Origin of the sequence: Pedobacter cryoconitis (genome assembly GCF_003259615.1) — a bacterium.
GTDB lineage: Bacteria > Bacteroidota > Bacteroidia > Sphingobacteriales > Sphingobacteriaceae > Pedobacter > Pedobacter cryoconitis.
In genome coordinates, this window is the sequence record NZ_QLLR01000004.1 from 211,807 (window position 1) to 237,539 (window position 25,733).

The following is a 25,733-nucleotide window of genomic DNA, read 5'->3' on the forward strand; positions in this document are numbered from 1 at the left end:
CTCTTTATCCCCAGAGATTAGCAGGATAAACACCTTCGTCCGCGAGCTTTTGTAAGGCAGCTTTGACTACCGGCGCATCCTCTTTAAAAGTTACACCAAACCATTTCGCCTGTGTAGGAATCATCTTCACAACACCTTCCCCGGATTTAATCAAAAGATCTGCAACCTCAGGTATAAGGAATTCTGCTTTTAGATCGGCTTTGGAGTTATCCAGAAATTTATAATATTCCTGTTCAGACCAGTTCACAAAATCTGGTGTGAAGCAAAAGAAATTCATACTTACCTTAGTATCCAGCGGAAGTTCCTGAACTGAATCACCTGTTTTGGTAAATGCTTTACCTTCTTTTTTAAAGATTTCTTTACGTTCAGTAATGCTGACGATCTCTTGCTGTGCATTTACATTAATCTCTCCGCGCGTAACTGATCCGTTATCACTTAATGTATTTTTCAGCTCATATCCTATACAAGCATATTTATTCACCGCGATAGCAGTAGTTAGAAAGTTATAAGCTTGCTTAAAAGCATCAAAGCCGTAAAAATCATCCGCATTAATTACTGCGAACGGACCATCCAATACGTCTTTGCAGCATAATAAAGCATGTGAGGTTCCAAAAGGTTTTGTTCTGTCTGCAGGAATGTTTCTGCCACCGTTAAAACTTTCCAGAGACTGATAGACATAATCTGTGGCAATCTTTCCACTTAATTTAGGTTCAATAACCTCTTTAAATGCAGCTGAGAATTCCTCTCTTATAATAAAGATGACCTTTCCAAATCCCGCTTTTATTGCGTCATAAATGGAATATTCCATTATTGTTTCTCCCGAAGGACCAAAAGATTCGGTTTGCTTATTACCGCCGTATCTGCTGGCCATACCAGCAGCCAGAATAACAAGAGAAGGTTTTGTTGTATTCATAGAATTTTTTATAGTTCATTATAAAATAGCAAAAGTTACTCCATCTTTTTATTCAGGGCTTAATCGCATTGATAAAATTACAATGTACCTTTGTTTGAGGCGAAAAATAACTATGATTGACAATTTTTCAAGCGATGCGGCATTCGATAGTTTGTACTCATTGAGAGCGCAGCAGCTATCTTCTATCCACTGGACTCCTATTGAAGTTGCTGTAAAGGCTGCTACTCACCTTACTGGCGGGGAAGGAAAAAATATTCTGGATATTGGAAGCGGGGTAGGTAAATTTTGCATTGTGGCTGCTCAAATTTTTCCAGCCCACATTTTTCATGGTGTTGAGCAGAGGAAAGCGTTAGTAGACGAGGCAATTATTGCCCAAAATGCAACAAAGACTACTAACGTAAATTTCATCCACGCTAATTTTAATGAGCTGAACATGGATGATTACGATCATATTTACTTTTATAATTCTTTCAGCGAAAACTTATTCCATTATAAGCCTATTGATAACCTGATTGATTGTTCTGAAGCGATCTATAATGAATACCTTTCTCAGTTTTATAATTTACTGGAAGAAAAGCCTTCAGGAACAAGAGTAGCAACTTTTCATTGCAGCAATGAGTACGTCCCTTCTTCTTATAAAAGAATACAGCATATTACCGGAGAAGCTTTAAAGCTCTGGATTAAAAGATAAGATGTGTTATTAAATGGATAGAATTTAAGATTTTACATCCAGGTCTTCGAAGATTGAGTTTTTGCTCTTGTATTCTTTGACCAGCTCTTTCATCAGGGTAACAACCTGAAGGTCATCACATCTTTTAGCATGTTCTATCAAAGCATAGATCTGAAGCTGTATTTCATCAAATGCGTATTCTCTTACTTTACCAATCATGATCTTCTCATGGTGTGTAGGCATCGTATTTTCATTATCATTCAATAACTCTTCAAATAGTTTCTCTCCTGGTCTTAGTCCTGAATATTCAATCTGAATGTCCTGATTAGGTACAAGCCCTGCCAATTGGATCATCTTTTTAGCCAGATCAACAATTTTTACAGATTTCCCCATATCAAAGATGAAGATTTCGCCTCCGTCTCCCATACAGCCTGCTTCAAGTACCAGACGGCAAGCTTCAGGGATGGTCATAAAATAACGGGTAATTTCCGGATGGGTAACCGTAACGGGCCCTCCTTTTTCAATTTGCTGTTTAAATCTTGGAATTACAGATCCGTTAGAACCTAAAACATTTCCGAAACGGGTCGTAATAAATTTAGTAATCGGTTTAATATCCAATTCATTGATATAACTTAATCCGTTACTGAAAATATGATCTTTATGGTGCAGAGAGTTATTCAGTGATTGTACATAGATTTCGGCAATCCTTTTAGATGCTCCCATTACGTTTGTAGGGTTCACTGCTTTATCTGTAGAAATCATTACGAACTTCTGAACGCCGTATTTTACAGCCTTATCAGCAATCGTTTTTGTGCCCAGTACATTGGTTTTAATGGCTTCACAAGGGTTATCTTCCATTAGCGGCACATGTTTATAGGCACCGGCATGATAAACGTAGTGAGGCTTAAAAGTACTGAATAAGTGTTCCATACGTTTTTCGTCACGTACGTCACCAATAAAAGCATGGAAGTTCTGATTCTTTGCTGTTTCAGTTAATTCCAGGTAGAGTTCGTGGAGCGCGGTTTCAGACTGATCACATAAAATGATTAACCCTACTTCAAATTTTGTCAGCTGACGGACAATTTCACTTCCAATGGAACCGGCAGCACCAGTTATTAAGATACGCTTGTTCTTAAGCTGATGACCAATCCCTTCAATATCAATATGAATAGATTTACGATCTAACAGGTCTTCGATATTAAGTTTTTTGATTTGAGTGGGTTGTAACTTTCCATCTGTCCATACATTCGGCGGCGGAATGTTCAAGACTTTAATCCCATTTTCAAGACAAACGTCTACGATCTGGTTTTTACGCTCTTTAGGAATCGTGTATGAAGCGAAGATGATTTCGTCCAGCTGATGTTCAACAATCAGATTGACCAGATCTTTAGCATCAAGAATTTTGATCCCGTCAATGGTTTTACCCATTTTACGCTGATCGTCATCTACAAATGCGATGATATTTTTATTGACATGAGGGTCATGGTCAAAGGTACGTTTAGTGGCAACACCTGCTTCACCTGCTCCATAGATCATAACCCTGATCTTATCAAGTTTTAGGTTTTTGATATAAATAAAGAAATATTTAATCAGGACACGGTAGGTGATTAATAGCAGGAAGCTTGATAAGCCATTGATAATAAGAATACTATTTGGGATTATCGCAGGATTACCGGTGGCAACGAATGCCATGTTAACAAGAAAAAATGTGCTGTTAATTACAATTACAGCATAAAGGATACGAAAAGTATCTTGAGCACTTGTATAACGGATAATTCCGGAAAAGGTCTTGACCTTTAAGAAAACCAGTGTACTGATCACAGTGGTCACCAATACATTTCTACTGAACTCTACGTAATCTAATGTAGACAGATCAAAATTTCTTTTGATTAGATAAGCCAGTGTCAACGATATAAAACATATCGTTAAATCAAGCGTAAATATTATCCATCTCGGTACTATGTTTATCTGACTGAACAAGATTCTATATTTTAATAATCCACAAATTTAATCAAAAAATCATACCAAGTTCAAATTAACTCTTTTCATTTATTAAAATAACAGAATAGATTTATCATTATTTCATTAATTAGTCTTAAAAAAAGCAAAAGATATAGCCTCAGACGTTCTTAAATTTTCCATTTTAACAAAAACACTCTTAAAAAGATAATTTTAATTTCAAGAAATATTGAATAGCAATTCTAATATATGACCTAAATAATGAACATTAATTAAACGAGTGTATATAAAATCTAAAAATCTGTATAAATATTTCTGAATGAAGACCTTAAACCGATAGTAAAAAATCTCTGTTTATCATTAAATTCATTGTTACTCTCTTTTCTGTAAGTGGCACCAAATTCCAAACGAAGATTGTTCTTTGGATTAAGCAAATAACCAAGTTTAGCATCTGCAAAGAGCAGACTTGTTTTCAGCCCATGACCGATGTTTACGCCATAATTATCAACACGGGTATTATATCCCTTATAAATGTCTTTTCCATAGTTAAGCTCATTGATATCCAAACCATAAGTTGCATAGCTTAATTGAGTTCTTATATCAAATCTCTTGTATCTGTAATTTGCAATTCCCACATATTCTGCAAAATTTGCACCATAAGGGTGTGCCAATGACTGATTATAGTGCCCATAATTTTTATAATGATCAGTAGCCGAGTAGGAATATGGTCTTACTCTGTTTGTCTCAATCTGAAGGAATAAGTTTTTAACCTTAAAAGCATCAAAGCCTTTAATACCTAATTGTCCACCTTGCTTATTTGCCCAATACCCTGTATTTGCAAATACCTCCTTAAAAGTAAACTCATTAATCATTAGCTGACCATAAGCCACATAACGATCAGCTATTTTATAACTTGCATTAAAACCAATAAGAGCTTTATCAGGTGATCCATTTGCATATTCTGTTGGACGCATAAACATTACCGGGTTCACATAGCTGAAATCAAAACCTCTCGGTCTCCACATTATATTTTCAAATAGACCCAAACTAAGTCTTTTAGTTACATTCCAGCTTAAATAATGGAATAGACCGTATTTTTTAGGGTAAGGAGTCTCATCATCAAATGGAGTATCATACATATCAATGAATTGTGCCCACATAGCCATATAACGAACATTCCCTAATGTTCCTGTAACCTTAAAGAAAGGATAATTAAAGGCATTATCTGATAATAACAAAGATCTATAGCCATCTCCAATAAAATTTTTACCGTAGCCTAGTTGGAAATTAACATATTTTGACGGAGTATAGGATAAAGTTCCTCCCGAATAAGCATAATCAAATCCACCAACTCCATATGTTTTAGCATGTCCTTGCCCGGGAACTACTTTATTCGTTGTAATATAATCAGTCAGGTATTGTGCAAATTTCCCTTGGTTTTCATAAAAATGACTCGTGAAAGCAAATTTCTTACCTATTTTCCCACCTAATTCAATCCCTCTTGTATTTAGCCATATTGTTTTACTACTTTGTTTACCAATCTGCAAATCAGGAATAAAATCAAGATAAAAAGAATAATCTTTATCATTCACCTCTACTAAATGTTCCTGAAAAATTTTCCTGAAAAGCCAATTTTTACTTTGCCAGTCTTTCTCAATAGGCATTGTGCTTTTTAATAAGCTATCTTTCCCTAAAGTATCTATATCACTTGCGATATATGGTAATAAAGCAGAATGACTACGTTTAGAGTCATTGAAGTAGATTTCTTTCCCTAATTTATTATTGAGATCATGGCCAAGCGGAAATAACTCCGATTGGGCGTTAACTTTAACAACGATGAAGGTCAGAAAAATGCAACAGGTAAATTTAAATTTGATAAAGTTCATTCAGTAAAGATATGTTATTCGGGATAATTCTTAATAGCAGAGAGATTAAAAGATACTAATGCCTAATAATCGCTTAGACCCTTCTAGAAAAAAACGCAATGCTAGAAAAGTTAATGTGCTAAAGAGCAAGAAAAGAACGATTAATAAAATAGAATTAGGCATAAAAAATATAATTATCGTATTAATAACCACCTGTATTATTGCATATAAGATAGAAACAGCTAAATGGGGTATTTTTCTTTCATTTGCCAAATACTGATAAAAATGGCTCCTATGAGCATCAAAAATATTTTCTTTACGGACTAGTCTAAAAAATATCGTTGTAACCGCATCTAATCCATATAACAGGAGAAATAATAAATAACTGAAATTTTCCGTTTTAATAATCAATTGAAGCAAAAAGAAAAGAATAATAAATGCAATACTGACACTACCAACATCACCAGCAAAGCATTTTGCTTTTTTCCTGAAATTGAAAAAGTTGAATACTACAACAGAAATAATAGATGTAATTAATAGATTTGAATTAACAAACTCCATCATATACGAATTAACATAGAGCAATGTAAAAAGAGTAATTAACGCATACGATCCGGTAATTCCATTAATTCCATCCATAAAATTAATTGCATTAATACTTCCTATAACTAGAATCAAAGTCAAAATAATCCAATATACTGGAAGATTAAAAAGATCCAACTGACTAAACATTAATGCTACACCGACGAGATGAAACAACACCCTTAACTTATTACTTACTGGCTTAATATCGTCAACAAAACTAATGAGTGAGATTATTACAAGACCTAGAAGGAAATATTTATATTCAAAGCCAAAATAAAAAGGATATAAAAACAGGCTAATAGCAAAAATAATTCCACCTCCCCTTAAAGTGATATTAATGTGAGAACTTCGATGATTAGGCTGATCAATAATATTGAATTTGTTGGCAATTCCAAAATAAATCAATTCAAGAATGAATAGTATAGAGAAAATAGCTAAAGATAAAGTTATAGTCATAAATATTTATTCGGATCTTTAAAATGTAATACTGTTTGTTTTAATCCTTCTCTTACAGAAAGAGGCATAGATTTATTAAGTACTTTAATCAACTTCTCATTACTTACCATATAACTTTCAGTCAATTTGTTTAAACGTTCAGTAGTTAATGGCAAATGTAATACAGTACCTACCCTTGCTAAAAATCTAATTAAAGGTGGTGAAATCTTCCATATTTTCGCCGTTTTATTCATAGAATAAGAAATTATATCTACTAACTCATTAGTAGATATAGCTTCGTCATCAGCAATGTGATAAACTCCTGAAGGTATATCATTTCTTGAGATCAGTTCTTTAATAACAAAACATAGATTTTCTACACTAAGAAAAGAACGTTTATTGATAAAGCCACCCAAAGGATAGGGAATGTTCTTTTCCACTACCCGATATAATAAATTTAAATTCCCCTTATTTCCGGGGCCATGTATCATACAAGGCCGCATTATAAAATAGGATTTTCCCGCAGGCAGAACTTGATTCTGAATATATTCTTCAGCCATCAATTTAGACTTGCCATAGTCAGTTTTGGGATCCGGTAAAGAACTTTCATCTAGAACACCATCAACTTCATCTGTAGCCGCTTTTACAGAACTGATAAAGATAAATTTACTAGACTCTGAAGCCAGAAAAACATCATATAGGCTTTTAGTAAGTTCAAAATTAATCCGATAATATTCTTCTGGATTAGAATTTTTTATTAAGTCGTGTGCCTTTCCAGCCAGATGTATTACCGTATTAATATCCTCTAACCTATTATCAATTATTTTATTTAGCTCATCACGATTAGTAATTGTTAAATTCAGAATATCATGTTTCTTTAAATAAGTTATTAGATTTTGTCCAACAAACCCACTTCCGCCGGTAATTAAAATATTTTCAGCTATCATTTAGTAATAATTTTATTTAAAACCCTGAAGCCAATAATTTGGCTCAGATTCTATAAATATTGATTCAAACCAGCCAATTATAGACATTTTGTGTAACAATTCATCGCTAATCTCAACAAATGGAATATTAAAAAAATCTTTATTTAAAATAGGATTCTCTCTATTAATTATCATAATATTATTAGGGTCATAAAAAGGAAATTCGGCGATTTTACTATTTGTTGTAATCAATTTCTTTCCAGCGCCCAAAGCCTCAAACGTCCTCATAGTTAACCCATTTTGTCCAGGATGGTTTATATCTAAAATAACAGAAGATTGACGATATAATTCAATAATATCTTTCGCATCCAAACTTTTAAAACTTATTTTTTTTATATCAAACCTTTGAAAAGTTTTATCAAAAAACTTTTTATACAAAAATACCAATCGCCCTTGCATATAATAATAAGCCAAACCAGTTAAATGATTGGAAATACACCACTCCATAATTTCATTTCCTATTTTGTATCTATCAGAATGAGCAGTACCTAAAAACAACACATCATAGATGGCCTTTACTCGACGCTCTTTACTCAATTCTTTATATTCATCCATAAAAAACAGAGGTCTGAAAAAAAGATCATATTTTTTAGCATCATTACTATCAAAAGTAAATCTTTTATCAAAATACTTCTGAATACTAATTGGATGAGTATGATTCGCGAAGGAATCCCATGTATAAAACAAAAAGATACAGTCAGGATGATCATTCCTAAACTCCTGTAAAAAAAACTCAGGTACAACCTCCCCTCTAATTACAAATAAATAATTATAATTAATTGTTATAGCATCTTTCAAGATTCGTCTATAATACTTATCAATTCTTTTTTGATAAAATGATCTCTTTAACCTTATAATTCCCTTTGCAAATAAAGAATTAGAAGGCCTCTCATCATAATAATCAACATTAGCGCCCAATACTCTTAGTTTATCCGCAATAATTTTTTCATAATTAAAGGTCTGAACAGACAACAACAATATCTTTTTCCCCCTTAATTTTTCTGTAATGATCATTTTAACAAACCCCTACTCTTCATTTCTTCAATTGATTTAGCGTAATTATCATTCTCTACATCCTGCTTATTCACCCAATCAGTAAATTTCTTAATACCTTGAGAAAAAGAATACTTTGGTTTAAAATTTAATTTTTCTGCAATTTTCGTCATGTCTGCAAAATTATGCCTGATATCACCTAAACGATAGTTCCCTGTAATAGTAATTGGAACTTCTACTCCATAATTTTCTACTAATGTAGTCGCGACTGTTATTACATCTATAGCTATTCCAGTTCCAACATTAAATACTTCGCCATTGGCTTCTTCTCTTTCAATCCCCAAAATTGTTGCATCAACAACATCATCAATAAATACAAAGTCTCTTGTTTCTTTACCATCCTCAAAAATATTTATACCATTACCGTTTTTAATTTGAGTAGAAAAGATTGATAAAATTCCTGTGTAAGGATTTTTCAAAGACTGGCCAGGGCCATATACATTTTGATAACGAAATGCCACAGGAAAGATCCCTAATGTGGGACAGACTGTCATTATCATCTGTTCCTGATTTTGTTTAGTAATTCCATAAACAGATGAAGGATGAATTTTAGATTCTTCATCTGTTGCCATTAATTCTAATGGAGAATCACATCCAAAATATGTCACGCTAAAATCGCCATTATTCATGCTGGCCTCAGTACGATGTTTTGGATAAACAATCCCCTTCTCTATACTTTTATATTTTCCTTCGCCATATATTGACCTTGAAGACGCTATAATAATTTTTTTTACCTGATTAGGGTTATTGGCCAATATATCTAACATGATAGCTGTCCCATTTATATTCACATCAACATACTTTTGTATTTCATACATCGATTGACCAGTACCAGTTTCTGCAGCTAAGTGTACAATTACATCTTGTCCAATCAAAGCTTTTTCCCAGTTCCGTTTAGATGTAACCGATCCATTTATAAAGTTGACTTTACCAATTATACTCCTATAAAGAGGTGACGTTTCTTGGGGATTATCACCATGAATCTGGGTAGAAAGATTATCTAAAACAGTAACGACATATCCTTTAGTAATTAATTTCAATGCTAAATTACTTCCTATAAATCCTGCTCCGCCGGTAATCAATATATTTTTCATATTATCTATTATGTTTTTTTTGTAAAAGCTTATCTCCTGATTCGATCTTTCTTACATAAGAAAGTAGGAAATTTATTAACTATGCATTTCGTATGTATAATGTTAGTATATAGACGAGATCAATTATTCAAAGTTATATTTATTTTCCTTTTTAATAGCTGCTGTAACATATACATACGCATTTTAATTTTCTTAATAAAGCTATTTGGACTCACCCCGCCGCCAGAAGAAGCATTTCCACCATGTCGTCTGTACTTTATTAGTGGTTCATTGATTAAAACTACTTTAAAGAAATATTCTCCTATAACCGCAAACCAGCAATCATAAGCACAAAGTTTATTATTAGCAGGTAAAGGGAGCGCTTTATCTAAAAGCTCACGTTTAAACGCCATACATGCTCCTACATATCTATTTCTCAGAAAAGCATTTAGAAAACCTCTCCTTGTCCCATTTAAAACAAAATGTGAGGGATATAAGTGTTTTAAGTTAGTATCCACTATCTCAGCATCACTTACAACCATATCGGCATATTCTAATGCCCTTTGCATTTTAATTACCTTATCCGGATTCCAAACATCATCCTGATCAGCGATAAATATGATACCTCCTCTAGCTTTACTAAGTGCATTTTCAAAATTCTTTGAAAATCCCAAGTTCTTACTATTTAAAAAAATTTTTATCCTTTTATCATTAAAAGATTTGACAATTTCAATGGTTCTATCTTTTGATAAATCATCAGAAACGATTACTTCATCCTCATTTCCAAGTTGTTGTAAAATTGAGCTAAGCTGGTCGAAGATGAATTTCTCTCCATTATAAGTAGCCATACAAACCGAAATATTAATCATTAGTTATAGTAAATTAAAAATGTAATTAATTAAATACACTTAATACCCAATTTTTAAGCTCTAAATGGGAAATATCGATTTTGCATTTCACGTCATTCTTAACAAATTCTAAATCAAAGTCTGGTGTATCTTCATCTATCACTCTAATACATTGTACATTATTAAAAGGTTCCAGAATTATTTGATTATTAGTCGTCAATAGTTTATTATTTAACGCAAGAGTTTCAATTGTCCTAATTGTCAAACCTAACTGATTAGGAATAGGGATATCTATGACACATTTAGATCGTTTCATTAGACCAATAATCTCATCACGTTTTAATACGTCCGATTTTAAAAAGGGGGAGCCACTATATTTCAGAAGTTTGATATACTCTCTATAATCAGCAATAATACTATTCTTAATGAAAGATTGAATTTTTCCTAAAAGACCTTTAGAAGACTCAGCATTATAGAGCCAAATAAAGGATTTAAGATTATTTATTTCTGAGTATTCTTTGATTTTACTCAGGATCACAAATCTATTCTTTGATATAAAAGATATTGAACCTATATATAGAAGATCTATATCTTTTTGAATAGACGCATCTGCCTTATACTCACTTGTATAAAATAGAGGTAAATAGCCAACTTTATCGAATTCAGCAGAATCTTTTGGATCAAAAGAATATACCGAGTCAAATAAGCTAAGTAATTTTGAATAGTCCCAAGTCTTAAATGAATCCCAAAAATATATTATTGTTTTAATATTAGGATTAAGTCCCTTAATACTTGAAATAAGATGGGGGGTTATTGTAAATCCACCTATACAAAAAAGATAATCAAATTGCCGACACTTTATACTGTTCAGGATATATTTAGCATGTCTCTTCTTACTAAAAGGCATTAATCTTCTTCTGAAAAGTCCGATAAAATCAAAATTTGATATTTCTCCATCTCCATGAAATTTATTCGGAATGAAGGTTACATTAGCGCCTTGCCTTTCCATCTCATTTAAAATTTTTGTATGGTAATCATAAAATACCTGACCAATAAAAAGCACATTTTTCCCTTTAATACTAACACTCATGTATTATTTTATTAACATTTTTAAAAAAAAATTATTTAATCAGTTCTAATATTACCTTCCTGATCTGTACTTTTCCATTTATTAGAATTAAAACAAAAACGCTTAATTATTTTAGCCGGACTACCAACTGCCACACAATAATCAGGTATATTTCTAGTAACTACTGAATTAGCACCAATGACGGAGTTTTTTCCTACACTTGCACCTAAAATACAAACGTTTTCACCAAGCCAAGCGCCTTCACCAATTATTACCGTATTCTTTTGCTGAATTACTTGCTGTAGAATTGGAATGTTAATATTTTCATAACCATGTAAATTATCTGATATATATACTTTATCAGCCGTTAATACATATTTTTCGATAATAATACTTTTTGTAGCATAAATATGATTAAAGTTACCAATGCGACAGCCATCACCAATTATTAATTCACAGATCATACTTCCGGTATGAGGTACAGCGGCTAGCCATCCTTTATATCCAATTATAACATGATTACCAATATCAATATTTTTTGCTCCTTCAATTTTCAAAATGCTTCTCAGAACAGACCTTGATTTTATACTTCTGAATATCCATTTATAGTAAAAAACATTTTTAAAAAAATCAATAAACCTAACAATCATATATTAAGAATTTAAATTTAAGCTTTCTTGCGAAACGTATCCTATACCTTTATTTTCCTGATAATAAAATAGAGAACAAATAAACATAATAAAAAAAGCGCTCAAAATTAATGGTTCAGAAGCGAGAAAGATAACAAATACTAAAAAAAGAAATTTACGCCATTTAGGTATTAATATTTGCTTGTATAAACCATATAAAATAAGCAGTCCTAATGGAATGCCAAAAGCAGTGAAAACACCTAAGATAGAATTTGTACTTGGTTTTCCCTCTTCCAACTCACTTTGAGAGAAGCGTGGATATTTTATCTGTTCTGCATTATATTTTTCAGAGGACAATCCTATTCCAAATATCGGATGACTTCTAATAATATCTAATGCAATAAATGAATCATAATATCTAACTATGTAAGACACCTCACCTCCTCCAGTCATTTTTTCCCTTATGTTCATAATAAGAATAGGAACCAATAGTAAACTAGCGAGGATCAATACAGTAATTTTCTTTAGAGATATTTTATCCTTAAAAAAATAAACACAAAAAAGAATTACCATTAATCCCAATCCAGTTGTCGAAAAAGTAGTTATAATCAAAAAACACACTAAAAATATTAATAAGGAACTCTTTTGAACGTTTTCTCTAACTAATAGAAGAATAAACAGATAAAGATTTAGAATACAGCTTAAAACGCCCGGCTCCCAAAAAAAAGATTGATTTCTATAAATATCGAATCCAGCAATATTTATATTAGCCATATAAAAAAAAATATATAGTAATGATGAAGCTTGATATCCCTCTTGGGAACCCACAGAAATAAATAATGAACGAAAGAAAAAGCCAAATATAAAATTTAGCAGCGCATGTACCACAACAAGCTTAAATATCCATTCAAGGTTTTTATAAGAAAAATATTTATTATTATTATATAAAACAAACAATGCAAAATTTACAATCAGAACTCTAATAAGATACTTAGGATATTCAACAATAGAAAGGCTAAACCCAGTAACAATCCAGTTAAAAACTAGAATAGAAGAAACAATAGAAGTTGAAATAAAGAATTTCTTTAATAATTCACGATTATATACTGGCTTAGCATAAAAAGAAAGTATTACAAAAAATAACAGACCAAGCAAAATAAATTCACCTCTAAAAAGGAAGAGATAAATGGATCCACAACTCAACAATAGGAATAGCAAAATCATTGAATTGATCCTTCCTACCATTTTGTATTTATTTTATTTTTTTTAAAATTCATTATAAGCCTATGATTTATATAAAGATTTTCTACCTATGGTAAAAAAGTAAAAAAGATAACCAATCGTAATAGAAGAATAAAATAAAACATTAACGTACGAATAGTTCACAAGTGACCCCATTTTATTAATATATAGAAATGCATATGCTGATAAGGAAATCAGTACGCTACCAATATATATACAGATCAAAGCTTTGTAGTGCAATTTTGCATTTATTAAAAAACTTATAGGATCAATTAATGTAAAAAGAATCAGACCAATAAATACTATATGAACATAATGTACTCCGTTATTATGCGACGGAAGAAGAAGATTAATAATCCATGGCATAATATATATTGTTCCCAGGCTCATTAGAATCAAGTAGCAAATTACTTCAATATAATAAACTTTAAATGTTTCTATTAAACTAAAATTATCGTTTTTCGTATTGCTCAAAGCTTTCATAAATTTAGGGAAATTCAGAGTTCCTAAAGCTCCTGGTACAATAGCGAATAATCCAACATATACAAATACCAGATAATATTCACCCAAAGCTTTAACTCCAAGGTCATAACTAATAACCCATCGCTCAACTTGAAGATTAATATAATGTAGTATACCTGTTAGAAATGGTATAAAACCTAATTTGATAGTTAACCTCAAGTAAGTTAGATTTTTCCATCTAAACGAAGCCGCAAAATCTTTATTAAAAATATACGATAGGACCACAAAGAAAACTGGTTGTAGACCTATAAGTGTTATCGCGCCATACAATGGGTACTTATTTAATACAGGAATGGCAATAAACGAGAGTAAAAGGCTAGATAAAAGAAGAATACTTAATTTATTAGTCCTACCTAAAGCTATATGCATATTAGAAATCCAATTATTCCACAACGTTACCAAACCTATAATTACTCCTCCTATCCAAAACCAATTAATAGATGTAAAACAACTTATTAAAAGTAGAACGCTACAAACTCCTATAAATAACAATAATAGATAAGAGATAACCGCATCGTTAGCCCTTCTTTGTCTCTCAATAGAGAATGAAATAAGTCTATAGCCACCATAAATTACACCAAGTTGAAGAAAACTGATTAACATTATTATTGACTGAAATAATGCTATATATCCCAATTGTTCTTTACTTAAGAGATCCATAAACAGATAACTCTTTATAAATGTAACGGCCGAATTTAACAGTATAACAGCAATGTATCCATAACGTTGAAAATATCCTTTCATTAATCCATACCTCTTTCTATGGCCATTCTAATATCAGCAATATTTTTGGCACTATATAAACCATCGTGGGGCCATGGATTTCCAACATTTTGCATAGCAATCAACTTCGCTAAATATATATGAATCGACTTTCTTTGCTTGAATTCCTTCTTTCCTCTAAGTAAATCATATATTTCTTCAAAGGTTTCGCAGTGATTAACACCATCAAAAGCATCAAAATAGATTTTACCTAAAACAATGACTGGCTTATCAAGAATCATTGCTTCAAAACCAGCAGTACTAACCAAGGTAATAACTACATCTGACCTGACAATAATCTCTTTTGATGAGACTTCTGCTTTTATAAATTTCGCGTTTGGAAATCTATTCTTAAGTTTCAGCCAAATTTTTTGGGTTAAAAATCCTGCTTGTGCTGGATGTTCTTTGACCAATAAAAATTGATCCTCTGATAAACACTTCAATAAATTCTCAACTAAAGCTAACTGATTGTCATAATATGTAGACATATAAAAAAGAGTTGCTTCCGGTTCAAAATGCATCGGATAAAATATACACTTATCATCTTTATTCAAATCATTCATATCATCATATGAACTATCTTTCAAAATGTAATTGAAATAATGTTTTATTTCTGTTATATAGTAACCAATCGCATTTCCATAACAAACTTGTCTGATAACTTTATTACCTATTTTTAGACGAATATAAATGCTGTAAAGTAGATGCTTAAATAATTCCTTAAGTCTTGAAAAATCTTTTCCCAATTTATATTCCTTTATAAATGGATTATCAATTGGTCCAGAATTCACCTTATCCATATAAGCTTGTGCATCAATCAAATCTTGTTCTGATGGAATCATGGATTGAATTTTTTCAGGCATTGAACTGTGAAAAGGATTATCATGCCAATAAAATGACTTTTTAACAGGAAAAGCGCCAAAAGCTAAATACCGTATATTTCTGACTCTTGCCTCTATATACATTATTTCAGAAATTTCTAAAGCCACAACCTCATTTATCACATAATGCGGCTGATAAGTATTATAAATGTCTCTCCAAAAAGTAACACACTTTTTAAGTATAGCAAGCCTTTCCATATGCGAATGTCCTACAATGTATCTATCAGATCCCATTGAATGATCTAGGTAAGGAAATACAATATTAGCTTCTGCCAGATCTCCATACATTTCTTCCAGACACCCAACAACTATACCACCACGACTTTCAACATTCCTTTTTTCCTTTATACTTAAGGTAACATGAATAGAATCATACTTATCAGAGACTAAAGTTGGAAAGAACTGAGACTGGTATTCTCTTGAAAAAAAAAGTACTATAGGTTTTTTATTAAAATCTCTCATATTATTACATAGTGTCTAGAAGTTAAAAGCTAAATTTCTAGGCAACTCCTTTACCTATTAAAATATACTTATTTGTGGAATCAGTCGATTTCTCAACGGGTGTGATTAGAAAATCTGTAAACTTATTGATTTGTTCAAGCCTACAGCTATCTTCAACATAGGCATCAGAAAATAGATACTCTGGATTTAATATCCATTCCCACTCGTTATTCCTTTTCCACATTTTTTTATTCCGATGTTGGTCAATCAGATAATTGAAGCTGTTTTCGCTGATACCAATCCAATTCAGAAACTTATGCAAGTGAAGTGGTTCCTTATTAGTATACTGTTTAACAAGTTCAATCCCTTCTTCTCTCGTCATTCGTCTCAAACGGATTTCTCTGGAAGCATGATCAGAAACTTTTCCGTATCCGTGCTTAATAAACTTAATATAATCATGGACATCTGAATAATTAAAGCAGTCAACATCATTATATGTATCAAAAGTTCGTGTTTGCTCATGGGATTCATAATTATACAAATGAATCATTTCTTCATGTTGTGATCTACTGTCCCATCTGATAAAATTATTCAAGTAAATTCCCCTTACGCCTATACGTTCAATTTCCTTATCATCCGGATACCTATATTGAATAATATCTTGCTCAGAAATACTATCAAATTCATCAATGAGATCCTCCGCCTCAAATCCCATCAAATCATGCTCTTTACGATATTTTCTGGTCATCTCTACTTCGTCAAGATGCGAGAACATACCTACCTGATCAATCCCCTGATGAGCTCCCCATATAATCAGAGGAATCTTAAATTTCACAGCAACTTGTACAGGATAAACAGTTTGCCCTGCCAAACAGTGCCAGTATATACTTCCTATCTTGCGTAAACTTGCTCTCGTTATTTTTTTGACAGTTTCAGGATTTACTGTTAAAGTCATGATATCACAGTCAAACTGCATTCTCAATTTAGCCAAATTACGAATACCTATATCCGTATTGTATTGCTTATTATAAGTTACCAACAGCGGATTCATACCATATACATTTTTTATCATGTGTACAATAAAGAAAGAATCCCTTGCACCACTTACTGGAATAATACAATCATAATTATTTTGGGATTTATTTTTATACTCTTTTAGAATATCTTCTAAACCCTCAGCGCGGGCATTCCAATCAAGAACATCTTTTTCTTCATGCACATTGCAGCCGCTGCAAATCCCTTTTTCATCAAAGACAATATTAAGAGGGTGATTTTCTGGATATAGGCAACGTAAACAATACTTCATATAACTTCCTTTTCTATTCTAACAAATAACATATTTTCGAGCACTTCATCAGTTTTTTTATTTAAGCGTAAATCCTTACTATAAGACGAGTCATTGTAATCTGCAAAAGTTTCTAATCTTACTTCAATGTCTTTTTTAATGATTGATTTAGTAATATTTACCGCATGTTCCGTAAAATGAAAGAAATTGGCGGCACTTGCTGCAGATACATTTGTTTTCTTAAACACATCAATGAAATCATTGGCATTCCTAGCACCACCGCAGCAAATAACTGGAACGCTTACATTATCACAAATAGAATTGATAAGATCAATATCGTACCCAAAATATGAACCATCTCTATCAACTGAATTTATAAGTATTTCTCCTGCACCTAAACCTTGGACACGTTTTGCTAACTCACCTGGGGAAATATCTAATATTTTTTGATTATAATAATCATAGACTTTATATCCTTTAACAGTATATATTCCATCTATTGAAACAACGACACACTGATCACCAAACACATGTGCAGCTTCAGAAATTATTTTGTCATCAAATAAAGCTGACTGATTCAATGAGATTTTATCAGCACCACAATGCATCAATTGTCTAATATGCTCGATTTTCTTAATACCTCCACCTACTGTCAATGGTACGTAACATTTTTTTGCAGCTTTCTTTACCATCTCGAAATCTGGATCACAATGATTTTTACTAGTACTAATATCAGTAAGTATAATCTCATCAATACCCCATTGATTCAAAAAATCGATAGCAATATCAGGTTTACCGACCGGCAGATATTTCTTAAAACCAATACTCTGAACGACTATCCCGTCCTTAACAACTAAACTAGCAGCAATTCTTTTCTTCAGCATTTTTTTATTATATTGAGTTAAAAAATCCTCTAAATAATTTCAAACCGTTGGTTTGGCTCTTTTCTGGATGAAACTGCACACCAAAAATATTGCTTTTTTGCACTGCAGCCGTTACAGCTATATCGTAATCGCAATAAGCACTTACATATTTATCCTCACAATCAAAATAATAACTATGATCAAAATAAAAGTTTGCATCAACAGGGGTTCTAATGAATAAAGGCTCCGTTTGCTTTACACTTATATTATTCCATCCAACATGAGGAACAGCAAATTCCTGACTTAATTCTAACCTTTTAACAGTACCTTCAATCCAATTCAACCCCATATGTATGCCATTTTCTTCAGAAAGTGTTGCCATTAATTGCATACCTACACAAATTCCCAGAATTGGTTTTTTAAGTACTAAAACCTGTTCATTTAATATCTTGTCAAGATTTCTATCCCTAAGATTATTGATGGATTCTTCAAATGCACCCACTCCTGGTAAAATCAATATATCAGCATTATTTATTACCTTCTCATCATCTGAAATAATGAGTTTATTATATCCCAAAGATTTAATGGCATTAGAAACAGAATATGTGTTTCCAACCCCATAATCTACAATTACAATATTATGTTTTAAACTCATAAACCTATTCCCACTTCAAATTTAGGAGCCCAATTACCCATGGCATCCCGTTCAAATAAATCCTTGTTAACTGATCTGTCTACCTTTTCCCAAAAATCAGTTTCTGTTATTCCGATATAGTCGCAAAAACTCTTAATATATTTGGGCCCACATGCCCCATCATATTTTTTTGTTAGCTCAATAGCTTCTTGGCGAGTTATTCTGCCTAAACGGATATCTTCGTTTACATAATCACTAATACGACCAAATCCAAATTTTAAATATTTGATCATCTGATTCATTCCCACCCAATCTTCATCTAAAGAAGTTATGCCTAAGGGATCTCCAATTGCACTAGGAGGTTCGTTACGTATATCTAACCCACGCAGGGCAGCAAAATTTCCATTATCTACTAAAGACCAATCTTTCCAAAAATACCCAAGAAATGTGATACGTAAATTAGCATCTTCCATTTCCTTCTCAGATGGATAATTATATTGAAGAATATCTTGTTTCTTTATTTCTTCATTTAATAACCAGGTTATATCTCCTCCCCCAAGTGTATTCATCTTCCGAAGATTATTTCCATCACTTCCGCTTTTCCCCATTACATTTAAATCTCCCAACTGTAGAGCTGAATTCTCGCCCCACCATATCAATGGGATCTGATAAGCTATAGCTAATCTTGGCACACTACTGAATAATGCCAGTTCTGTCGATTTAGCCCAATTTGTATATTCAAAAAAGCCTTTTCGCATTAACTTTTTCCAAACTTCAGGTCCTGGATTTATTGTAATACAGTCAAATCCATGTGAAATCATATTAGCCACATTATCAACACCCCTTTGAGTTATTTGTTCAGGGGGGTAGCTTAAGCTAACCAGTAAGGGATTCATTTTCAATACGTCCTTTACAAAAAAAGCCTGACGTGTACTATCTTTCCCCCCGCTAACTCCGATGATACAATCATAGCCAGAATGAGCATTTGCTTTACCAAAAGCTACTATCCCATCTAATTCTTTTCGTCTTTCGCCCCAATCAACATCTTTTAATGTCTCAAAATAATTGCACGCTGGACAAACACCCTTATTATCAAATTTGGTGCCGGGACGGGTATCTACTTGCAAACATTTTTCACAATACTTCATATCTCATTTGATAAAATCCCAAATTCCATTATATCAATGTATTTTCCTTGCTTAAAAATAGCATCCCTTCTTAATCCTTCTTGTATCATTCCTATTTTTTTTGCCAATTTTTGCATACCCAAATTTTCTGCAGAAGTACCACAATAGATACGATGCAAATTTAATATTCTAAACCCATGCTTTAAAATCAATATGGCTGCTTCCTCCATTATCCCTTTACCCCAGAATGTTTTGTCTCCGAGTAAAAAAGCAATTTCTGCATTTCTATCAATCCAACTAACATTTTGAAGGCTAATATTACCAATATGCATAGACGTTTGCTTGTCAATGACAGCTAACACAAAATCTGTTTGAGAAGAATTTATATGCGAAACATATTTAAGAAGCTTATCAGCTGTCATTGGAAATCGACCATGCGAATTGAAATATGTAATTTCAGGGTCATTTAACCAGAGTGAATAATTACCTTCCACATCTTGTTCTTTTAAAGCTCTTAGGAAAATACGATCACCTTCTATAAAAACGTCTTTATTCATTATTTTGAAAGGATATTTGAAATTTTATAAATTAAGTTATCTTCATTTGCGATTGATCCAATATTCAATCCCTCAAATGGATCATTAGTAAGACACGCTTCCAAAAATCTAATTATAGGTTTCCCCATAATATCTGCTTCTCGCAAAAGTGAAGAAAAAAAGCCAATTACTGCTATAGAAAAATATATTGATTCATTAACATCCAAATCAGTTGGCAATAGTTTAAAATTCTCATTCCCTGAAAAAATTTTCATCAACGAAGCTGTTTTTTGATTCGGGTGCATTTTCACCAAAATTAACCAATCTTTTACAAGATCCTTTGGCGCTTCTTCTACTAATTTAACTATTTTCTCTGAGGCAGAATATTCGTCAAAACCATAAATCATCTTACCATCCACATTAGAAAGTGGATCGGGAGCAAATAATATAATTTTTTTCGATTCATTGTGAACACCAATTTTCTCAAAATAATCCTTACGTGAAAGAGACGAATTCCAGTTAGCTAACCAACTGTGATACGGATTCCCAATTATTAAAAGTTTATCAATACTAATCCCTTCGTTAATCGCAATATCTCTTGCTCTCTCATCCAAAACCAAAACTTTGTCTGGTAAATTTAATGACCCTTCAGAGTTTCTAAACCGTTCAGAAATAGAAGTCCAATGATCCACAAAAGACCAGCATGTAATTCCTTTTTGTTTTGCAATTGAGACAAACCGCTGTTCTATATTTGAAGTATAAGATGTTCCAGTAAATATCAAATCAGGATTAAATTCATCCACAATTAAATTTAGCTGGCCATTAACAATTATTACTTGGTTTTTAAAATTCTTATAGAAATGATGCTCTCTGTCTGATACGGCCAAAACATTAGCCTCATCATGGCCCGCCATTAAAGACAGACAAGGTTTTGCGCCCCCTGGATCACTAAAAACAAAAAGAATCTTTCCTTTAGGCTCTGGTTTCAACACTTTTCAATTCATCTATATTGTCAAATATTTTTTGAAATGCAGAAACCACATCCAGTAAATCTTCAGTACTCATACCTGGCCGCATAAATTCATGAGTAAACAGTACTTCAAAATGCATTTTCTCTGCTATGGGGCATAATCCGGGAGTATAATTAATTGATTTTTGATCTGCAGCTGGATGATTAAAAGCCCATCCTGCTCTTTGCTGATAAATCGGCTGCAAATAAAGTGGTTTAACATAGCCCATACCAATTAGAGGTGCTGTTTCACGAAGAATGGCTGAAGGTAGTTCTGCCTTTAATGCATTTACGAATGTATCACGATCAATACCCGCTATTTCTTTATTGAATTTTATTGGATGTACATAATAAGTATGCACAGACCCCTTTTCTGGATGAGGTTGTAATTCAAGCGCGCTGAATTTGGACAAATGTTCATTTAAAAATGCAACGTTTTCCAATCTTTCAGCTAATAAATCTGGAAGTTTTGCTAGTTGCTGAATGCCAATTGCACATTCAATTTCTGTCATTCTAAAATTAAATCCGATCATATTTGTCAAATCTTCAATTCCTTTAGGACCTACAACATTTTCCGCATGATTACGAATCATTTGGCAACGGTCAATTAAATCATCATTATTAGATGTTATAACCCCTCCCTCTCCAGTATGAATATGTTTGTGATAATTTAAACTAAATATTCCCAAATCACCAATTGTTCCAACGTATTTGCCTTTATATTTTGCCATTGGTGCCTGAGCACAATCTTCAATAACAATTAGATTATGTTTTTTAGCAATAGCCATAATGAGATCCATATTAGCCGGATGCCCAAAAATATGTACTACCAGTATTGCTTTTGTACGAGATGTAATTCTTGACTCGATACTTTCAGGTGCCATACAAAAAGTAACGGGATCAATATCTGCAAAAACAGGTATACCGCCATAAAGTAATGGAGCTATAGCACTGGCTGACATCGAGTAAGGGGAAACTATTACTTCATCTCCAGGTTGAATCCCAATTGCCCCCATGGCAGTAAATAATCCGGATGTATTAGAGTTTACAGAGACTGCATGTTTAACTCCTAAAGCTTTTGCCCACTTGCTTTCAAACTCCCTTACATTTGGTCCACCCAAAAAATCATTATGATAAGCTCCTAAAAACTGAGAAAGATTCCCCGTTTCCAATACTTTCATTACAGCATCCTTTTCTTCTTGTCCTATAGTATTATACGCAGGGAAAAGAGTTGTTCTCGTAATATCTCCACCATTTATAGCTAGCTTTGCCATATTAATTATTTTTATAATTTAACATTTTTTGATTGAGTTCGACAGAATTGAGGAAATTATCCCCACTTGCAACTCTATTAATTAGATGCATAGCATAATCTGTTACAAACTTCATATAATCTTTTAAACAATTTTCTTTTCTAAGATCTGATTGTATTATAAGAGGCTGTAAAACATTTCCTTTTTCCTGAGAATTGAATACTTCAATTACATTTCCAGAATTTTTAATACTAATTTTATAATGCTTAGAATAAACATCAACTTCGAAGTGAGCGAATGAGATATTACTCAAACCCAATATATTAAAATTAATATCATTCCAGTTCGCTTGAAGTGATAAAGTAGCATCATCTTTGAAATGATCAAAGACTTTATTGTGCACTTGTATATCTGTTAAATTTATTGATGAATCAAACAAATATTCTAAAATATCAAAAGCATGACTACAATTATTAACAAATCCTCTTTGATACCTTACACTAACGTTTGTCACTGATTCATTAATTATGATTGACTGTATTAATTCTTTCAATTCCCCATATGCAGGTAAAAACCTGCGAATATAATTAACAATAATTTTTGACTGCCCCTTACTATAAATCTTCTTAATTTGCTCTAAATCAATAAGATCATTCGAAATAGGTTTTTCACAAATAATGATTTTAACATTAGCAGCAATTGCTTTTTCTATTAACTCAAAATGTGTATTAGTAGGAGTACAAATACTTACAAAATCAAATTTTGCTAAAGTACTAATATCAATTATTGGTACGATCTCACATTGATACTGGCTAGCAACCTGCACTGCAAGCTGAGCATTCAAATCATATACAAACAAATCTACTTCTGACTTTAAGCTCCAAGCTTTAACGTGAGTTTGTATTTCGCTATTATACATATCATATTGAGATCCAATATTCCCACAGCCAATAACTAAAACCTTATACATTCTTAATGTTTATCCTTTGTAAAAGAAAAGTATATTTGATTTCTGCGACCTTCCAATCTTCCTCAGTATCAATATCCTGAACTTCAGATTCTGGCATTTCAAAAGGCACCGTCCGATCAGTGAAAAGTTTTTTATGTCTCATAAAATCTTCGGTTTTCACAAAATAAAACTGGCCGCAGTCATGATAAGCAGGCTCTAAATCCTGAGATCTGGAATTCATATATTCAGGCCAGTTCATTTTTAATAAATCGTTATCAATTTTAAAAGATCTCAATATAGGAAAACCAAAACTTACAACTGGGACAACAGAGTCAGCACCGCTTTCCAAAAGCTTATTATAAGCAGTCTTCAATTTTTCTGATGTTACGAAAGGGGCCGTTGGATAAATACAGCAACAATAATTAAAATTATGACCAAGACTCTTATATTCATTCAAGACTTCAGAGATAACATTTGCAGTAGTAGCAAAATCATTGGAATTCTCCTTAGATCTCATAAAAGGCACCGTAGCTCCAAGACTAAGCGCTATCGAGGCTATATCTTCATCATCTGTAGATACCATTATTTCATCGAAACAGCCCGCTATCAAAGCAGCATCTATTGAATATTTAATTATTGGATATCCAAGAAAATCTTTTACATTTTTTCGGGGAATACGCTTACTCCCTCCGCGTGCTGTAATAATTGCAATACATTTATTCATAAGATCATCTATTAATACCTAATAAGTCCGACAACTTCTTAACAGGTATATCAGGCCGCAATTTTTTTCCGATTTCGAGGAATTTAGCACTGTTTTTTTGGATTAGACCAGGCATTATTATATATGGTGTCGATGTATTAAAAGTGAAAAACAAAGCCAATCTCCCCACTTTACATCTACTACCATAATGATAACATATCGCCGGATCCACAAAGACAGATTCGCCAGCTTTCCCATAAAAATACTCAATCTTTCCAGTACCAAGCTCTTTTGAAAAAATTTCATCATTTATTCGTCTGATTATGACCGATCGTTTCATCTTTTCGGAGTCCTTCTTACTTACAAATACAAATGGTCCCTGACTTAATTTTTCCACATCATTCAGATACATAATTGCATGGAAAGATTTACTATCACCAAAATCTTTGTGCCAGTATTGACTTTCCCTTAACTTACCATCAGTTGGATAGCTATAAAGTACCTGCAAGCTTTCAAATAAAAGTTTTCCTCCAAAATAATCCATTGCAGGATCTAGTATATCCTTAGAAAATGCAAGTTTAATAACCGGATTATCTATAGTAATATCCTCGTCAAGTATAAGATTTGTAAATGGGGCACCAGTTGGCTTAGGAATGACGCCTACTATTCTACTTTCATAAATTGCTTTTATTTCCTCTAATACACTTGAAGATATCGAAGGTCCAGCACAAAAACCCTCTCTATTTATCACTCCTGTACTTTCTAACAATGCTGGCTCAGGCTTGACAAAAGACCGCCCATTAATATTGAATAGCATTTTAAACTTACGAAGAACAACTAAATGTGCTCTTAAATAATTGATTCTATACTTTATTTCTTTTATCATATTAGGGATTTAATAATATTAACGATTTATAAATGAGAAACCCAGTCATAACTAATCTGTTCAGATATCTTTTTCGCAGGAATTCCAACGTATACACCAGGTTCGCTTATCGATTTGTTAACCAAAGACATTGATCCAATCATTACATTATCACAAATTGTAACAGGGCCTAATATAATTGAACTTGTACCGATAACAACATTATCGCCTAATTCAAATACTTTCTGCTCTTTATGCTTTTTTAAATAGAGTTCATCATTAGGAGAACGTCCACCAAATTTTACACCCGACATAATTACCACTCTACCTTTTGAAAAAACTCCGTTTCCTCCAAGCAATATTCCACTTGGATGCGTAATAGAGAGTTTATTTACATTAATAGAAAAAGACATAAGCTCGACTCCATAAATTATAAGCAAAAGACGATCCATAGTGCTACTAATAAACCTTCCTCCAATAGGCATTTTATAATAAAAAAAACGCGATACCTTTATATGTGTATTAATTTGCCACTCAATTTTAAAGATTTCTCTAAGCCCCATGCAATAATTTAAT

25 protein-coding genes are annotated in these 25,733 nt (G+C 32.5%); 1 reads left to right on the top strand and 24 read right to left on the bottom strand.

The window, feature by feature from the left end; genetic code table 11:
• Window positions 1–4 precede the first annotated feature (4 nt).
• Window positions 5–913 carry a nucleotidyltransferase family protein gene (locus LY11_RS07340; protein ID WP_111633063.1) on the bottom strand — a complete coding sequence of 303 codons (909 nt, stop codon included), beginning with the start codon at window positions 911–913 and terminating at the stop codon, window positions 5–7.
• A 112-nt stretch (window positions 914–1,025) separates the two neighbouring features.
• Between LY11_RS07340 and LY11_RS07345 the strand changes: the two genes are divergently transcribed.
• On the top strand, window positions 1,026–1,604 hold the full coding sequence (locus LY11_RS07345; RefSeq protein WP_170132650.1) for a class I SAM-dependent methyltransferase: 579 nt from the start codon (window positions 1,026–1,028) through the stop codon (window positions 1,602–1,604).
• Window positions 1,605–1,628: 24 nt separating this feature from the next.
• On the opposite strand, the gene LY11_RS07350 is transcribed toward LY11_RS07345, so the two are convergent.
• The 23 genes from LY11_RS07350 to LY11_RS07460 all read right to left on the bottom strand — a co-directional run bounded on the left by LY11_RS07350 (window position 1,629) and on the right by LY11_RS07460 (window position 25,720).
• Window positions 1,629–3,563 carry a polysaccharide biosynthesis protein gene (locus LY11_RS07350; protein WP_111633065.1) on the bottom strand — a complete coding sequence of 645 codons (1,935 nt, stop codon included), beginning with the start codon at window positions 3,561–3,563 and terminating at the stop codon, window positions 1,629–1,631.
• A gap of 272 nt (window positions 3,564–3,835) precedes the next feature.
• On the bottom strand, window positions 3,836–5,428 hold the full coding sequence (locus LY11_RS07355) for a hypothetical protein (RefSeq protein ID WP_111633066.1): 1,593 nt from the start codon (window positions 5,426–5,428) through the stop codon (window positions 3,836–3,838).
• Window positions 5,429–5,473: 45 nt separating this feature from the next.
• Complete coding sequence (locus LY11_RS07360) at window positions 5,474–6,448, bottom strand: MraY family glycosyltransferase (RefSeq protein WP_111633067.1); 975 nt, start codon at window positions 6,446–6,448, stop codon at window positions 5,474–5,476.
• The gene (locus tag LY11_RS07365) at window positions 6,445–7,374 is read right to left on the bottom strand and encodes an NAD-dependent epimerase/dehydratase family protein (protein WP_111633068.1); all 930 of its coding nucleotides are present in this window, start codon (window positions 7,372–7,374) and stop codon (window positions 6,445–6,447) included. Before LY11_RS07365 ends, LY11_RS07360 begins: the two co-directional genes overlap by 4 nt.
• A 12-nt stretch (window positions 7,375–7,386) precedes the next feature.
• Window positions 7,387–8,427, bottom strand: a complete 1,041-nt coding sequence (locus LY11_RS07370) for a CgeB family protein (protein WP_111633069.1) — start codon at window positions 8,425–8,427, stop codon at window positions 7,387–7,389.
• Window positions 8,424–9,560 carry an NAD-dependent epimerase/dehydratase family protein gene (locus LY11_RS07375; RefSeq protein ID WP_111633070.1) on the bottom strand — a complete coding sequence of 379 codons (1,137 nt, stop codon included), beginning with the start codon at window positions 9,558–9,560 and terminating at the stop codon, window positions 8,424–8,426. The genes LY11_RS07370 and LY11_RS07375 overlap by 4 nt, the downstream gene beginning before the upstream one ends.
• A 119-nt stretch (window positions 9,561–9,679) precedes the next feature.
• Window positions 9,680–10,387 carry a glycosyltransferase family 2 protein gene (locus tag LY11_RS07380; RefSeq protein ID WP_245952644.1) on the bottom strand — a complete coding sequence of 236 codons (708 nt, stop codon included), beginning with the start codon at window positions 10,385–10,387 and terminating at the stop codon, window positions 9,680–9,682.
• Between the two features lie 46 nt (window positions 10,388–10,433).
• Entirely contained in the window at window positions 10,434–11,477 is a 1,044-nt protein-coding gene (locus LY11_RS07385; RefSeq protein WP_111633072.1) for a CgeB family protein, read from the bottom strand.
• 35 nt (window positions 11,478–11,512) lie between these two features.
• The gene (locus LY11_RS07390; RefSeq protein ID WP_111633073.1) at window positions 11,513–12,106 is read right to left on the bottom strand and encodes an acyltransferase; all 594 of its coding nucleotides are present in this window, start codon (window positions 12,104–12,106) and stop codon (window positions 11,513–11,515) included.
• 3 nt (window positions 12,107–12,109) lie between these two features.
• The gene (locus LY11_RS07395; protein WP_111633074.1) at window positions 12,110–13,330 is read right to left on the bottom strand and encodes an O-antigen ligase family protein; all 1,221 of its coding nucleotides are present in this window, start codon (window positions 13,328–13,330) and stop codon (window positions 12,110–12,112) included.
• 39 nt (window positions 13,331–13,369) lie between these two features.
• Window positions 13,370–14,509: a polysaccharide biosynthesis protein gene (locus LY11_RS07400; RefSeq protein ID WP_146610812.1), complete on the bottom strand. Its 1,140-nt coding sequence runs from the start codon at window positions 14,507–14,509 to the stop codon at window positions 13,370–13,372.
• A gap of 83 nt (window positions 14,510–14,592) precedes the next feature.
• Window positions 14,593–15,954, bottom strand: coding sequence for a capsular polysaccharide export protein, LipB/KpsS family (locus LY11_RS07405; protein ID WP_111633076.1), 1,362 nt, complete (start codon window positions 15,952–15,954; stop codon window positions 14,593–14,595).
• A 37-nt stretch (window positions 15,955–15,991) separates the two neighbouring features.
• The gene (locus tag LY11_RS07410) at window positions 15,992–17,239 is read right to left on the bottom strand and encodes an N-acetyl sugar amidotransferase (RefSeq protein WP_111633077.1); all 1,248 of its coding nucleotides are present in this window, start codon (window positions 17,237–17,239) and stop codon (window positions 15,992–15,994) included.
• Window positions 17,236–18,102: an imidazole glycerol phosphate synthase subunit HisF gene (gene hisF, locus LY11_RS07415; protein ID WP_111633078.1), complete on the bottom strand. Its 867-nt coding sequence runs from the start codon at window positions 18,100–18,102 to the stop codon at window positions 17,236–17,238. The genes LY11_RS07410 and hisF overlap by 4 nt, the downstream gene beginning before the upstream one ends.
• Window positions 18,103–18,109: 7 nt before the next feature.
• Entirely contained in the window at window positions 18,110–18,736 is a 627-nt protein-coding gene (gene hisH / locus LY11_RS07420; protein WP_111633079.1) for an imidazole glycerol phosphate synthase subunit HisH, read from the bottom strand.
• Complete coding sequence (locus LY11_RS07425) at window positions 18,733–19,863, bottom strand: N-acetyl sugar amidotransferase (protein ID WP_111633080.1); 1,131 nt, start codon at window positions 19,861–19,863, stop codon at window positions 18,733–18,735. The genes hisH and LY11_RS07425 overlap by 4 nt, the downstream gene beginning before the upstream one ends.
• Entirely contained in the window at window positions 19,860–20,399 is a 540-nt protein-coding gene (locus LY11_RS07430) for a GNAT family N-acetyltransferase (protein WP_111633081.1), read from the bottom strand. The genes LY11_RS07425 and LY11_RS07430 overlap by 4 nt, the downstream gene beginning before the upstream one ends.
• The gene (locus LY11_RS07435; protein WP_111633082.1) at window positions 20,399–21,367 is read right to left on the bottom strand and encodes a hypothetical protein; all 969 of its coding nucleotides are present in this window, start codon (window positions 21,365–21,367) and stop codon (window positions 20,399–20,401) included. The genes LY11_RS07430 and LY11_RS07435 overlap by 1 nt, the downstream gene beginning before the upstream one ends.
• Window positions 21,351–22,661, bottom strand: a complete 1,311-nt coding sequence (locus tag LY11_RS07440) for a DegT/DnrJ/EryC1/StrS family aminotransferase (RefSeq protein WP_111633083.1) — start codon at window positions 22,659–22,661, stop codon at window positions 21,351–21,353. The genes LY11_RS07435 and LY11_RS07440 overlap by 17 nt, the downstream gene beginning before the upstream one ends.
• Before the next feature lies 1 nt (window position 22,662).
• The gene (locus LY11_RS07445) at window positions 22,663–23,610 is read right to left on the bottom strand and encodes a Gfo/Idh/MocA family protein (RefSeq protein ID WP_111633084.1); all 948 of its coding nucleotides are present in this window, start codon (window positions 23,608–23,610) and stop codon (window positions 22,663–22,665) included.
• Window positions 23,603–24,313, bottom strand: coding sequence for a pseudaminic acid cytidylyltransferase (gene pseF / locus LY11_RS07450; RefSeq protein WP_111633085.1), 711 nt, complete (start codon window positions 24,311–24,313; stop codon window positions 23,603–23,605). The genes LY11_RS07445 and pseF overlap by 8 nt, the downstream gene beginning before the upstream one ends.
• Window positions 24,314–24,317: 4 nt before the next feature.
• On the bottom strand, window positions 24,318–25,178 hold the full coding sequence (locus LY11_RS07455; RefSeq protein ID WP_111633086.1) for a hypothetical protein: 861 nt from the start codon (window positions 25,176–25,178) through the stop codon (window positions 24,318–24,320).
• 26 nt (window positions 25,179–25,204) lie between these two features.
• Window positions 25,205–25,720 (bottom strand): LbetaH domain-containing protein, encoded by a 516-nt coding sequence (locus LY11_RS07460; RefSeq protein ID WP_111633087.1) that lies wholly within the window; start codon window positions 25,718–25,720, stop codon window positions 25,205–25,207.
• Window positions 25,721–25,733 lie beyond the last annotated feature (13 nt).

Excerpts from the sequence above, each read along its gene's own strand:
- LY11_RS07395 (WP_111633074.1), bottom strand. The coding sequence starts at position 13,330 with ATGGTAGGAAGGATCAATTCAATGATTTTGCTATTCCTATTGTTGAGT.
- LY11_RS07370 (WP_111633069.1), bottom strand. The coding sequence starts at position 8,427 with ATGATCATTACAGAAAAATTAAGGGGGAAAAAGATATTGTTGTTGTCT.
- LY11_RS07455 (WP_111633086.1), bottom strand. The coding sequence starts at position 25,178 with ATGATAAAAGAAATAAAGTATAGAATCAATTATTTAAGAGCACATTTA.
- LY11_RS07440 (WP_111633083.1), bottom strand. The coding sequence starts at position 22,661 with ATGGCAAAGCTAGCTATAAATGGTGGAGATATTACGAGAACAACTCTT.
- LY11_RS07410 (WP_111633077.1), bottom strand. The coding sequence starts at position 17,239 with ATGAAGTATTGTTTACGTTGCCTATATCCAGAAAATCACCCTCTTAAT.
- hisF (WP_111633078.1), bottom strand. The coding sequence starts at position 18,102 with ATGCTGAAGAAAAGAATTGCTGCTAGTTTAGTTGTTAAGGACGGGATA.
- LY11_RS07385 (WP_111633072.1), bottom strand. The coding sequence starts at position 11,477 with ATGAGTGTTAGTATTAAAGGGAAAAATGTGCTTTTTATTGGTCAGGTA.
- LY11_RS07460 (WP_111633087.1), bottom strand. The coding sequence starts at position 25,720 with ATGGGGCTTAGAGAAATCTTTAAAATTGAGTGGCAAATTAATACACAT.
- hisH (WP_111633079.1), bottom strand. The coding sequence starts at position 18,736 with ATGAGTTTAAAACATAATATTGTAATTGTAGATTATGGGGTTGGAAAC.
- LY11_RS07360 (WP_111633067.1), bottom strand. The coding sequence starts at position 6,448 with ATGACTATAACTTTATCTTTAGCTATTTTCTCTATACTATTCATTCTT.
- LY11_RS07340 (WP_111633063.1), bottom strand. The coding sequence starts at position 913 with ATGAATACAACAAAACCTTCTCTTGTTATTCTGGCTGCTGGTATGGCC.
- pseF (WP_111633085.1), bottom strand. The coding sequence starts at position 24,313 with ATGAATAAATGTATTGCAATTATTACAGCACGCGGAGGGAGTAAGCGT.
- LY11_RS07425 (WP_111633080.1), bottom strand. The coding sequence starts at position 19,863 with ATGAAGTATTGTGAAAAATGTTTGCAAGTAGATACCCGTCCCGGCACC.
- LY11_RS07405 (WP_111633076.1), bottom strand. The coding sequence starts at position 15,954 with ATGAGAGATTTTAATAAAAAACCTATAGTACTTTTTTTTTCAAGAGAA.
- LY11_RS07400 (WP_146610812.1), bottom strand. The coding sequence starts at position 14,509 with ATGGATCTCTTAAGTAAAGAACAATTGGGATATATAGCATTATTTCAG.
- LY11_RS07375 (WP_111633070.1), bottom strand. The coding sequence starts at position 9,560 with ATGAAAAATATATTGATTACCGGCGGAGCAGGATTTATAGGAAGTAAT.
- LY11_RS07355 (WP_111633066.1), bottom strand. The coding sequence starts at position 5,428 with ATGAACTTTATCAAATTTAAATTTACCTGTTGCATTTTTCTGACCTTC.
- LY11_RS07390 (WP_111633073.1), bottom strand. The coding sequence starts at position 12,106 with ATGATTGTTAGGTTTATTGATTTTTTTAAAAATGTTTTTTACTATAAA.
- LY11_RS07345 (WP_170132650.1), top strand. The coding sequence starts at position 1,026 with ATGATTGACAATTTTTCAAGCGATGCGGCATTCGATAGTTTGTACTCA.
- LY11_RS07380 (WP_245952644.1), bottom strand. The coding sequence starts at position 10,387 with ATGGCTACTTATAATGGAGAGAAATTCATCTTCGACCAGCTTAGCTCA.
- LY11_RS07430 (WP_111633081.1), bottom strand. The coding sequence starts at position 20,399 with ATGAATAAAGACGTTTTTATAGAAGGTGATCGTATTTTCCTAAGAGCT.
- LY11_RS07445 (WP_111633084.1), bottom strand. The coding sequence starts at position 23,610 with ATGTATAAGGTTTTAGTTATTGGCTGTGGGAATATTGGATCTCAATAT.
- LY11_RS07365 (WP_111633068.1), bottom strand. The coding sequence starts at position 7,374 with ATGATAGCTGAAAATATTTTAATTACCGGCGGAAGTGGGTTTGTTGGA.